The following is an 11899-nucleotide window of genomic DNA, read 5'->3' as shown; positions in this document are numbered from 1 at the left end:
GCGCCAGGCCAGTCACATCCCTATCTGGCCGACCGAATCGCGAGCAAGCTCGCTCTCACATTGGGTTTTGCGCTGGGTCAGAGCACCGAAGCCGTCTGCGGCAGTTTCGGCTGGCGGTACAGGTCCAGCAGCACTTGGTCCAGCACCGATGAAGCGCCCCATGGCTTCGGATCGTTGAGGATCGCGACCACCGCCCAGGTGTTGCCATTGATGTCGCGGCTATAGCCGGCGATGGCGCGGACGGTGTTCAGGGTGCCGGTCTTGACGTGGGCCTCGCCCGCCATGGCAGTGGTCTTCAGGCGTTTGCGCATGGTGCCGTCGGTGCCGGCAATCGGCATCGAACTGATGAACTCCGCCGAATACGGGCTGCGCCAGGCGGCTTGCAGCATCGCCGCCATTTCCCGGGCGCTGACCCGTTCGGCGCGGGACAGGCCGGAGCCGTTCTCCATCACCAGGTGCGGCGCAGTGATGCCTTTCTTGGCCAGCCACTGGCGCACCACCCGTTGCGCCGCCTTGGCGTCATCACCATCGGCTTCGTTACGGAACTGCGCGCCGAGGCTCAGGAACAGTTGCTGGGCCATAGTGTTGTTACTGTATTTGTTGATGTCGCGGATGATCTCCGCCAGGTCCGGGGAGAACGCCCGGGCCAGCAACTTGGCGTTGCCCGGAGTCGCCGCCAGGCGGTCCTTGCCCTGGATGCTGCCGCCCAGTTCCTTCCAGATCGCCCGCACCGCGCCAGCGGTGTAGGTGGCATGGTCCAGCAGCGACAGGTAGGTCTGGGAGCTGCAACCGTCACCGAGCTGGCCCCCGACGGTCACCGTCACGCTGCCGTCCGCCTGTGGCACCGGGTTGTAGCGCACGCCGCCGGCGCATTGCTTGGAATTGACCGCCTTGACCTGGTTTTCGATGCGAATGCTGGCGATCGGCGGTTCCACCGACACCAGCACCCGGCCGCCGTCATTGCGGGCGACGAAGCGCAGGGCTTTGAGGTTGACCAGCAGCGAGTCGGGCTTGACCAGGAACGGCTTGTTTTCGTCGTTGCCGTCGTCGTTGAACTCGGGCAGTTGCGGCTGGATGAAGAAACTGCGGTCCAGGACCAGGTCGCCAGTGATCTGCTGCACGCCGTTGGCCCGCAGGTCGCGCATCAGCAGCCAGAGTTTTTCCATGTTCAGCTTGGGATCGCCGCCGCCCTTGAGGTACAGGTTGCCGTTGAGAATCCCGCTGCTGAGGGTGCCGTCGGTGTAGAACTCGGTTTTCCACTGGTGATTGGGGCCGAGCATTTCCAGGGCCGCGTAGGTGGTCACCAGTTTCATGGTGGACGCGGGGTTGACCGAAACGTCGGCGTTGTACAGCGTCGGAGTGCCGGGGCCATTGAGCGGCACCATCACCAGGGACAGGGCGTCATCCTGCAGTTTGCTGGCCTTGAGGGCCTTTTGCACATTGGGCGACAGGGCAGTGTTGATCGTGGCGGCGTGGGCGGTGACAGGGAGGGCCAGGGGAAGAAGAAGGCTGGCCAGAAGCAGTGGACGCAAAGATTTGATCATTTGAAATAGAACCCTACGGGCGAGGGGGAAAAAACGAGGACATGAAAATGAACGTCCTCAACGGTCATGAAAGTGTCGGCATTATGCCCCAAGCCGCGACGGCTTGGGCCGTGCCTGAGCCCTTCGGCTGCTATTTTTTACCGACGGTAGGCCGATACGCCCGATCAGTCGGGCAATCGACGCATCAAACTGGTAAAGTGCCGGCCGTTATTACTTATGAGGATTGTTCCAATGGCGACTAACCGTTCCCAGCGTCTGCGCAAAAAACTGTGCGTGGATGAATTTCAAGAGCTGGGTTTCGAACTGAACCTGGATTTCAAAGAAGATCTGGCCGATGAGGCTATTGACGCTTTCCTCGACGCGTTCCTGAAAGAAGCCATGGAAGCCAACGGCCTGGGTTACGTCGGCGGCGACGACTTCGGTCTGGTTTGCCTGCAGAAGCGTGGCTCGGTCACCGAAGCGCAGCGCGCTGCCGTCGAAGCCTGGCTCAAGGCCCGTCCTGAGCTGACCAGCGTGGAAGTCAGCCCGCTGATGGACGTCTGGTACCCGGAAAAGCCGATCAATCCGGTCGCTTGATGGTTCGATGATGTTCCGAAACCGGCTGCCCGTCTGGGGGCCGGTTTTTTTGTGCCTGTCTGTTGGGTATTGAGTGACCTTCAGGCCGCCTTCGCAAGCAAGCTCGCTCCCACAAGGGGCGCATGAACACCCCAAATCTCCTGTGGGAGCGAGCTTGCTCGCGATGCTTTCAAGCGCTACGCCAGTTCAGAATCACCAGGGTCAACACCCCCGCCACAATCCCCCAGAACGCCGAACCGATGGAGAACAGCGTCAGCCCCGACGCCGTGACCATGAAGGTGATCAGCGCCGCTTCCCGTTCCTTCACTTCGCTCATGGCGATGCTCAAGCCATTGATGATCGAGCCGAACAGTGCCAAGGCCGCGATGGACAGCACCAGTTCCTTGGGCAGTGCCGCGAACAACGCGGCCAGCGTCGCGCCGAACACCCCGGCAATCCCGTAGAAAATCCCGCACCAGATCGCTGCCGTGTAGCGCTTGTTGCGATCTTCATGGGCCTGGGGCCCGGTGCAGATGGCTGCGCTGATGGCGGCCAGGTTGATGCCATGGGAGCCGAACGGCGCCAGCAGCAGCGAGGCAATGCCGGTGCTGGTGATCAGTGGCGAGGCCGGTACGTTGTAGCCGTCGGCCCGCAGTACGGCGATGCCGGGCATGTTCTGCGAGGTCATCGCCACCACGAACAACGGAATGCCGATGCTGATGGTGGCCGCCAGGGAGAAGTGCGGCGTGGTCCAGACCGGCGTCGCGACTTCCAGGGCGAAGCCGCTGAAGTCCAGCAGCCCCAGCAGCCCGGACAGCGCCGTGCCGATCAACAATGCTGCCAATACCGCGTAGCGAGGGGACAGGCGCTTGACGATCAGGTAAGTGAAAAACATCCCCAGCACCAGGCCGGTGCGATGCTGGGTGGCGACGAAGATCTCGCTGCCGATCTTGAACAGGATGCCCGCCAGCAACGCCGCCGCCAGCGAGGCCGGAATGCGCTTGACCAGGCGCTCGAAACTGCCGGTCAGGCCACAGATCGTCACCAGGACCGCGCAGGTCATATAGGCGCCGATGGCCTCGCCGTAACTCACACCGCCCAGGCTGGTGATCAGCAGCGCCGCGCCGGGTGTCGACCAGGCGATAGTGATCGGCGTGCGATAACGCAGCGACAACCCGATGGAGCACACGGCCATGCCAATGGAAATCGCCCAGATCCACGAGGAAATCTGCCCGCTGGTCAGCCCGGCCGCCTGTCCGGCCTGGAACATCAGCACCAGGGAACTGGTGTAGCCGGTCATCATCGCGATGAACCCGGCGACGATGGCCGAAGGCGAGGTATCGGCCAGTGGGCGAAGTGGCGTGGTCGTGACTTCGGTCATGGTGGGTGATGTTCCTTGTTATAGATTATGCGTGTGGGAGCAAGGCCTGTGGGAGCAAAGCTTGCTCGCGATGCAGACGATTCGGTCTGTCAAAGGACCGCGTTGTCGTTCATCGCGGGCAAGCCTTGCTCCCACAAGTCTTGCTCCCACAGGTGTCACAGAATGGTGGGTTTAAGCCTAAACTCAACCCAACTGCCGATTGCAATACAGCTATGCCCGCAAACAGTCGTACAGTCGTGTTGCCATCAGAGGTTGTGTACAATCGAGCTGTTTTTTACGCGATACTTGCCAGCGACCCGCTGTGCCGTATTACAGTCACGGTCAATTCGCCGCAGTTCTCCCGACTCGAGTGCCCATGAACGAACAGTTGCAGCCCCTCAAGAAACAACCGCGAGCTGGTAAAGCCGGCCGCAGCGGAACCCAGGACGATATTGTCTATGCACATATCTTCGAGGCCATCCTCGAACAACGCCTGGCGCCCGGTACCAAGTTGAGCGAAGAGGCGCTGGGGGAAATTTTCGGGGTCAGCCGCACGATCATTCGCCGGGCATTGTCACGCCTGGCCCACGAAGGCGTGGTGTTGCTGCGGCCCAATCGCGGTGCCGTAGTGGCGAGCCCCAGTGTCGAGGAGGCCCGCCAGGTGTTCATGGCGCGGCGCCTGGTGGAGCGGGCGATCACCGAACTGGCGGTGCAGCATGCCACGGCCGAACAGCTGGCTGAGCTGCGGCAGATGGTCAGCGATGAGCGCGACAGTTTTTCCCGTGGCGACCGCGGTGCCGGCATCCGTTTGTCGGGCGAGTTCCACCTCAAGCTGGCCGAAGCGGCGAAGAACGCCCCGCTGATCAGTTTCCAGCGCAGCCTCGTGTCCCAGACGTCGCTGATCATCGCCCAGTACGAAAGCGGCAACCGCTCCCACTGTTCCTACGACGAACACACCCAGTTGATCGACGCCATCGAGGCGCGCGATGCGACGTTGGCGGTGGACCTGATGATGCATCACATGGACCACATCGACAGCAAGCTCAACCTCGACGAAGAAAGCGCGTCGGATGACTTGCACGCGGTGTTCTCGCATTTGTTGCAGAGCAAGAAACCGGGGCGGTCGACGGCCAAGCTCTGATGGGTTGAGCCAGTTATACCGAGTCGCCTTCATCGCGAGCAGGCTCGCTCCCACAGTGGATTTGTGTTGTACACATAACCCCTGTGGGAGCGAGCCTGCTCGCGATTGGCGATTTGGCAGGCAATAAAAATCTACCGCTGATGCACCAATTTACCGGCCGCATACGTCTGCGCCACCGTCCGGTCATCCCCCAGCGTCATCAACACGAACAACCGCTCGGCAATGTCCTTGGCCTGCTTGAGGCGATAGCTCAGCAGCGGTGTGGCGTTGTAGTCCAAAACCAGGAAGTCCGCGTCCGTCCCCGGCTGCAACGTGCCGATCTTGTCCTCCAGGCGCAGGGCCCGGGCGCCGCCGAGGGTGGCCAGGTACAGCGACTTGAACGGGCTCAGCCGCGCCCCTTGTAACTGCATCACCTTGTAGGCTTCGTTCAGGGTGTGCAACAGCGAAAAACTGGTGCCGCCACCGACGTCCGTGCCCAACCCTACGTTCACCTTGTGCTTCTCGGCCATCGGCAGGTTGAACAGGCCGCTGCCGAGGAAAAAGTTCGAGGTCGGGCAGAAGGCGATGGCCGAACCGGTCTCGGCCAGGCGCGCGCATTCGTCGTCGCACAGGTGCACGCCGTGGGCGAACACCGAGCGCTCGCCGAGCAATTGGTAATGATCGTAGACGTCCAGGTAACCCTTGCGCTCCGGGAACAGTTCCTTGACCCACTGCACTTCCTGCAGGTTCTCGCTGATGTGAGTCTGCATGTACAAGTCGGGGTATTCCCCCAGCAACTGACCGGCCAGGGCCAGTTGTTCCGGGGTGCTGGTGGGCGCGAAGCGTGGGGTCACGGCGTAGTGCAGCCGGCCCTTGCCGTGCCAGCGCTCGATCAGCGCCTTGCTCTGGGTGTAACTGGATTCGGCGGTGTCGGTCAGGTAGTCCGGGGCGTTGCGGTCCATCATGACCTTGCCGGCGATCATCCGCAGGTCGAGCTTCTGGGCCACTTCGAAAAACGCATTCACCGACTGCGGATGTACGCTGCCGAACACCAGCGCGGTGGTGGTGCCGTTGCGTAGCAATTCCTTGACGAAAATGTCCGCCACCGCATCGGCGTGGGCCTTGTCGGCGAACTGGCTTTCGCAAGGGAAGGTGTAGGTGTTGAGCCAGTCCAACAGTTGCTCGCCATAGGCGCCGACCATGCCGGTTTGCGGCAGGTGGATGTGGGTGTCGATCAACCCTGGCGTGATCAGCGCGTCCGGGTAATGGGCGATTTCGATATCCGCCGCCAGGGTCGGCAGCAGGTCATGGGCGTGGCCGACGGCACTGATCTGGCCGTTCTCCACCACCAGCAAACCGTCTTCGAAGTATTCGTAGGACGCTTCGATACCCACTTCGGCCGGGTCGGCGAGGCTGTGGAGCAGGGCGGCGCGGTAGGCTTTGCGTGTCAGGGGCATGGGGATTCTCAACGAGTGTTCAACGGTTCGCCTGGCTGCGGCGCGAGGCCGGCAGCAGCTTGGCAATCGGTTCGGCGCGCACGGTGTGCTGGCCGAAATCGGCGTTATAGGTGGCGATGATTTCGCCAGCGATGGAGATGGCGATTTCCACTGGCAGCTTGCCTTTGACTTCGCCGATGCCCATCGGGCAACGCATGCGTTGCAAGGTGGCGCTGTCGAAACCACGATCGCGCAGGCGATGTTCGAACTTGACCCGTTTGGTCTTCGAGCCGATCAGGCCGAAGTAGGCAAAGTCGTTGCGCTTGAGGATCGCGGCGCTCAGTTCCAGGTCGAGCTGATGGTTGTGGGTCATGACGATGCAGTAGCTGCCGGCGGGCAATTCGTCGACTTCATCCAGTGGTTCTTCGGTGACGATCTTGTGCACGCCGTGGGGCAAGTGTTCGGGGAATTCCGCTGCCCGCGAATCGATCCAGCGCACCTTGCAGGGCAGGCTCGCCAGCAGTGGCACCAGGGCGCGGCCGACATGGCCGGCACCGAACACGGCGATCTGCGCCTGGACCTGGCCCATGGGTTCGAACAGCAACACGGTGACGCCGCCGCAGCACTGGCCCAGGCTCGCACCGAGGCTGAAGCGCTCCAGATGGGTATTCCGCTGGCCGCTGGCGAGCATGTTCCGGGCGATTTCCATGGCCTTGTATTCCAGGTGGCCGCCACCGATGGTGTCGAACGTCTGGCTGGCGCTGATGACCATCTTCGAACCGGCGTTGCGCGGGGTGGAGCCGAGTTCTTCGATGATCGTCACCAGCACACAGGGTTCGCCGCGGGTTTGCAGGTCGGCGAGGGCGCTGATCCAGTTGTACATATTCCACCTCGACATCTTTGTTGTCTGTTCGGGCCTCATCGCGAGCAAGCTCGCTCCCACATGGGGTTGGTGTTCACAAATACCCTGTGGGAGCGAGCTTGCTCGCGATCGGCCGCGCCACGGTCTAGAGCGAAGCCACTTCGACTTCAGCTTCCTCAGCCTTGACCGCCTTCAACCCTCGCATCTGCTCACACCCCCACAACACCCGCTCCGGCGTGGCCGGGGCGTCGATGTTCGGTTGATGCCGGTAATCCCCCAGGCTCGCCACGGCGTCCTTGATGGCGCACCACGCGGCGATACCGAGCATGAACGGCGGTTCGCCCACGGCCTTGGAGTGAAACACCGTGTCTTCAGGGTTCTTGCGGTTTTCCACCAGCTTGACCCGCAGGTCCAGTGGCATGTCGGCCACGGCGGGGATCTTGTAGCTGGCCGGGCCATTGGTCATCAGCTTGCCCTTGTCGTTCCACACCAGCTCTTCCATGGTCAGCCAGCCCATGCCCTGGATGAAACCACCCTCGACCTGGCCGATGTCGATGGCCGGGTTCAGCGAGGCGCCGACGTCGTGGAGGATGTCGGTGCGCAGCATCTTGTACTCGCCGGTGAGGGTGTCGACGATCACCTCGGCACAGGCTGCGCCATAGGCGTAGTAATAGAAGGGGCGGCCACGGGCCTGGCTGCGGTCGTAGTAGATTTTCGGGGTCTTGTAGAAGCCGGTACTCGACAGCGAGACCTGGGCGAAATACGCCTGCTGCACCAGCGCCTCGAAGCTCAGGATGTGATCGCGCACCCGAACATGGCCGTTGTGGAATGCCACGTCTTCTTCGCTGACCTTGTACTGCCGCGCGGCGAACTCCACCAGGCGTCGCTTGATGGTTTCGGCGGCATTCTGTGCCGCCTTGCCGTTCAGGTCGGCGCCGCTGGAGGCCGCGGTGGGCGAGGTGTTCGGCACTTTGTCGGTGTTGGTCGCGGTGATTTGCACGCGATCCATTTCCACCTGGAACACCTCGGCCACCACCTGGGCGACCTTGGTGTTCAGGCCCTGGCCCATTTCGGTGCCGCCATGGTTGAGGTGGATGCTGCCGTCGGTATAGACGTGGATCAAGGCGCCGGCCTGGTTGAGGAAGCTGGCGGTGAACGAAATGCCGAATTTCACCGGGGTCAGCGCCAGGCCTTTTTTCAGGATCGGGCTGTTGGCGTTGTAGCGGCGGATCGCTTCACGGCGCTCGGCATACTGGCTGCTTTCTTCAAGCTCGGCGGTCATTTCCTCGAGCATGTTGTGCTCGACGGTCTGGTAGTAGTGGGTGACGTTGCGTTCGGTCTTGCCATAGTAGTTGGCCTTGCGCACCGCCAGCGGATCCAGACCCAGGTGCCGGGCGATGGCATCCATCACCTCTTCGATGGCGACCATGCCTTGGGGCCCGCCGAAACCCCGGTAGGCGGTGTTCGACGCGGTGTTGGTCTTGCAGCGGTGGCCGTTGATGGTGGCATCGCCTAGGTAATAGGCGTTGTCGGCATGGAACATCGCCCGGTCGACAATCGATGCCGACAGGTCCGGCGAGCAACCGCAGTTGCCGGCCAGTTCCAGGGCGATGCCGTGCAAGCGCCCGCGGCTGTCGAAGCCCACGTCGTATTCGATGTAGAAGGGGTGGCGCTTGCCGGTCATCAGCATGTCTTCGACCCGGGGCAGGCGCATCTTGGTCGGTTGCCCGGTGAGGTGGGCGATGACCGCGCACAGGCAGGCGGGGCTGGCGGCCTGGGTTTCCTTGCCGCCAAAGCCGCCGCCCATGCGGCGCATGTCCACCACGACCTTATTCATCGACACGCCCAGCACTTCGGCCACCAGTTTCTGCACTTCGGTGGGGTTCTGGGTCGAGCAGTAGACGATCATGCCGCCGTCCTCGGTGGGCATCACCGAGGAGATCTGGGTTTCCAGGTAAAAATGCTCCTGGCCGCCGATGTGCAGCGAGCCCTGGAGGCGATGTTCGGCGCTCGCCAGTGCCGTGGCCGAGTCGCCACGTCGGTGGGTGTGGCTGTCGAGCACGAAATGCCGCTTGCGCAGGGCTTCGACCACATCCAGGACCGGTTCCAGGTCTTCGTATTCGACGATGGCGGCCATCGCCGCCTTGCGGGCGGTTTCCAGGTCCCTGGCGGCGACGGCCAGCACCGGTTGGCCGACGAACTGCACGTCATCGATGGCCAGCAGCGGGTCGCCGGGCAGCAGCGGGCCGATGTCCTTCAGCCCCGGAATGTCGGCATGGGTAATGGCGATGCGCACGCCTTCGAAGGCGTAGCAGGGCGCGGTATCGATGCGGATGATCCGGGCGTGGGCGCGGTCCGACAGCCGGGCGTACACGTGCAACTGGTTCGGGAATTCCAGGCGGTCATCGATGTACTGCGCTTCGCCGGACACATGCTTGGCGGCGCTGTCATGCTTGACGCTGCGGCCCACGCCAGTGGTCAGGTCACGGGCGAACAGCTCGGCCAGTTCGGCCTGGGTCTTTTCTACGGCGTGATGGTTAGACATAAGCGGTCACCCGAGTCTCGATGTGCGGCGTTTGCAGTTCGATGAAGTATTTGCGCAACAGGTTGCGGGCGCTGAGCAAGCGGTATTCCTTGCTGGCGCGGAAGTCCGACAGCGGCGTGAAGTCCTCGGCCAGGGCCGCGCAGGCGCGTTCGACGGTGCTGTCGGTCCACGGCGCGCCGATCAATGCCGCTTCACAATGCTTGGCGCGCTTGGGTGTGGCGGCCATGCCGCCGAAGGCGACGCGGGCGTCGCGGACCACGCCGTTGTCGATGCGCAGGTTGAACGCCGCGCACACCGCGGAAATATCATCGTCCAGGCGTTTGGACACCTTGTAGGCGCGGAACGCCTGTCCGGTGCTGGCCCGGGGCACGATGATCTTTTCGATGAATTCGCTTTCCTGGCGCGCAGTGACCCGGTAGTCGATGAAATAGTCATCCAGGGCCAGGGTGCGCCGGGTCTGGCCCTTGCACAGCACGATTTGCGCGCCGAGGGCGATTAGCAGGGGCGGCGAGTCGCCAATCGGCGAGGCGTTGCCGATGTTGCCGCCCAGGGTGCCCTGGTTGCGGATCTGCAGCGAGGCGAAGCGTTGCAGCAGTTCGCCAAAGTCCGGGTATTCGGCTTTCAGGGCTTCGTAGCAATCGGAGAGGGCGGTGGCGGCGCCGATCTCCAGGCGATCGTCGAAACGCTCGATGCGCTTGAGTTCGGCGACGTTGCCCACGTAGATCATCACCGGCAGGGGGCGGTGAAATTGCGTGACCTCCAGGGCCAGGTCCGTGCCGCCGGCCAGCAGGCGCGCCTGGGGGTAGGCGTCGTAGAGATCGGCCAGGTCGGCCACGGTCAGCGGTACCAGGCAGCGTTTGTCGCCGCTGTTGAGCTCGCCGGTCTCGGTCGGTGCGATGGCTTTGAGGCGGGCGATGGTCTCGGCCTCGCGGGCGTCGAACTGGTCCGGTTGCTTGTCGCAGCAGGCCTGCTCGGCGGCGGCCAGGATCGGCCGGTAGCCGGTGCAACGGCAGAGGTTGCCGGCCAGGGCTTCGTGGGCCTTGTGGGCGTCGGGCTGCTCGTTGTTTTTTTGCAGGGCGAACAGCGACATGACGAAGCCCGGTGTGCAGAAACCGCACTGCGAACCGTGGCAATCGACCATCGCCTGCTGGACGCTGTGCAGCTGGCCCTGGTGCTTGAGGTCTTCGACGCTGATCAACTGCTTGCCGTGCAGGGACGAGACGAAGGTCAGGCACGAATTGAGGCTGCGGTAGCGAATGCGTTCGCGGCCATTCGCGTCCGTTTCCAATTCGCCCACCACCACAGTGCACGCACCACAGTCGCCGCTGGCGCAGCCTTCTTTGGTGCCCGGTTTGCCAACATGTTCGCGCAGGTAGTTGAGCACGGTCAGGTTCGGGTCCAGGGCGTGCTCGCTACGGAGTTCCTGGTTGAGTAAAAACTGGATCACGGAAGGCCTCGCAGACTCATTATTGTTGTATCGACATGGGCCTGAATTTATCAGGTCTGACTTTTCGGTCAATGATTTTCTGACTTAAAGGTCAGGAAAATTCGTTTGGTCGATCAACTGCCGTGTTTGGTCAGTATGGACCCATTGTGGGAGCGAGCTTGCTCGCGATAGCGCCGGGTCTGTCGATGCGTTCATCGGCTGGTGCACCGCCATCGCGAGCAAGCTCGCTCCCACAGGTTTGGTTCAGGATGAAAAGCTCAAACTTTTTTGCTTATATCGTGCCAAAAACCCCCTGCAGGCCCTGCGCCATGACGTATCGAGTGCGCTACACTGCGCCGCCTGTGCAGATCGAAGAGTTTGAAGGACAACCATGACGTTCAAGGCCCCGGACAGCCTCGCCGAGCAAATCGCCCACCATCTCGCCGAACGCATCATTCGCGGCGAAATGAAGCCGGGAGAGCGCATCCAGGAACAGAAGGTCACGCTGGCGCTCAATGTCAGCCGCGGCTCGGTCCGCGAGGCCTTGCTGATCCTGGAACGACGCCATTTGATCGCGATCCTGCCGCGCCGTGGCGCCCACGTCACCGAACTCACCGAGCACAAGGTGCGCAGCCTCTGCGCGCTGATGAGCGAGTTGTACATCCTGCTGGGCAACGCCGTGGCCCATGGCTGGAAAGAACAGGCCGACATGGCGCCGTTCGTGGCGATCCAGCAGCGCCTCCAGGACGCCTACGCGCGCCAGGACATCCGCACCTTCGTCGATGAAAGCTTCAGTGTGATGCGCGCGGCCTATCCCTTTGCCAACAACCCGTACTTGCAGGAAACCGTCGAGAACCTGCAACCGGCCATGAGCCGTGCCTATTTCCTGGCCCTGGAACAGCGCAAGGCGGAAATGAGCGAATTCCTCGACCTGTTCCAGCGCTTGCTCGCCGCCGTGCTGGCCCGTGATTTGCCGCAGATCCGCATCGTGCTCACGGCCTACGCCCAGCGCAGTTGCGATCTGGTGGTTTCTGCCCTGACGGCGGCCTGA

At 62.6% G+C, this 11899-nt stretch carries 10 protein-coding genes; 4 read left to right on the top strand and 6 right to left on the bottom strand.

Annotation, left to right across the window (positions count from 1 at the left end; all coding sequences use genetic code 11):
• Nucleotides 1-77: 77 nt before the first annotated feature.
• Nucleotides 78-1544 carry a D-alanyl-D-alanine carboxypeptidase/D-alanyl-D-alanine endopeptidase gene (gene dacB, locus BLQ55_RS05220; RefSeq protein ID WP_092252757.1) on the bottom strand — a complete coding sequence of 489 codons (1467 nt, stop codon included), beginning with the start codon at nt 1542-1544 and terminating at the stop codon, nt 78-80.
• 47 nt (nt 1545-1591) lie between these two features.
• Between dacB and BLQ55_RS32130 the strand changes: the two genes are divergently transcribed.
• Entirely contained in the window at nt 1592-1786 is a 195-nt protein-coding gene (locus BLQ55_RS32130; RefSeq protein WP_139236193.1) for a hypothetical protein, read from the top strand.
• Nucleotides 1776-2120 (top strand): YggL family protein, encoded by a 345-nt coding sequence (locus tag BLQ55_RS05215; RefSeq protein WP_092197450.1) that lies wholly within the window; start codon nt 1776-1778, stop codon nt 2118-2120. The genes BLQ55_RS32130 and BLQ55_RS05215 overlap by 11 nt, the downstream gene beginning before the upstream one ends.
• Nucleotides 2121-2289: 169 nt before the next feature.
• On the opposite strand, the gene BLQ55_RS05210 is transcribed toward BLQ55_RS05215, so the two are convergent.
• Nucleotides 2290-3480, bottom strand: coding sequence for a benzoate/H(+) symporter BenE family transporter (locus tag BLQ55_RS05210; protein WP_092197448.1), 1191 nt, complete (start codon nt 3478-3480; stop codon nt 2290-2292).
• 355 nt (nt 3481-3835) lie between these two features.
• Between BLQ55_RS05210 and BLQ55_RS05205 the strand changes: the two genes are divergently transcribed.
• Nucleotides 3836-4600 (top strand): GntR family transcriptional regulator, encoded by a 765-nt coding sequence (locus BLQ55_RS05205; RefSeq protein ID WP_003183531.1) that lies wholly within the window; start codon nt 3836-3838, stop codon nt 4598-4600.
• A 131-nt stretch (nt 4601-4731) separates the two neighbouring features.
• On the opposite strand, the gene guaD is transcribed toward BLQ55_RS05205, so the two are convergent.
• The 4 genes from guaD to xdhA form a co-directional block, all read right to left on the bottom strand.
• The gene (gene guaD, locus BLQ55_RS05200) at nt 4732-6036 is read right to left on the bottom strand and encodes a guanine deaminase (RefSeq protein ID WP_092197446.1); all 1305 of its coding nucleotides are present in this window, start codon (nt 6034-6036) and stop codon (nt 4732-4734) included.
• Nucleotides 6037-6055: 19 nt separating this feature from the next.
• On the bottom strand, nt 6056-6898 hold the full coding sequence (gene xdhC / locus BLQ55_RS05195; protein WP_092252755.1) for a xanthine dehydrogenase accessory protein XdhC: 843 nt from the start codon (nt 6896-6898) through the stop codon (nt 6056-6058).
• Nucleotides 6899-7022: 124 nt separating this feature from the next.
• The gene (xdhB, locus tag BLQ55_RS05190; protein ID WP_092197442.1) at nt 7023-9422 is read right to left on the bottom strand and encodes a xanthine dehydrogenase molybdopterin binding subunit; all 2400 of its coding nucleotides are present in this window, start codon (nt 9420-9422) and stop codon (nt 7023-7025) included.
• Nucleotides 9415-10869: a xanthine dehydrogenase small subunit gene (gene xdhA, locus BLQ55_RS05185; protein WP_092252753.1), complete on the bottom strand. Its 1455-nt coding sequence runs from the start codon at nt 10867-10869 to the stop codon at nt 9415-9417. The genes xdhB and xdhA overlap by 8 nt, the downstream gene beginning before the upstream one ends.
• 370 nt (nt 10870-11239) lie before the next feature.
• Here xdhA and BLQ55_RS05180 point away from each other — a divergent pair, with 370 nt between their 5' ends.
• Nucleotides 11240-11899 (top strand): GntR family transcriptional regulator, encoded by a 660-nt coding sequence (locus BLQ55_RS05180; protein WP_092252751.1) that lies wholly within the window; start codon nt 11240-11242, stop codon nt 11897-11899.

Origin of the sequence: Pseudomonas sp. NFACC13-1 (genome assembly GCF_900104425.1) — a bacterium.
GTDB lineage: Bacteria > Pseudomonadota > Gammaproteobacteria > Pseudomonadales > Pseudomonadaceae > Aquipseudomonas > Aquipseudomonas fluorescens_AA.
This window is presented reverse-complemented; position numbering and strand designations above follow the sequence as displayed.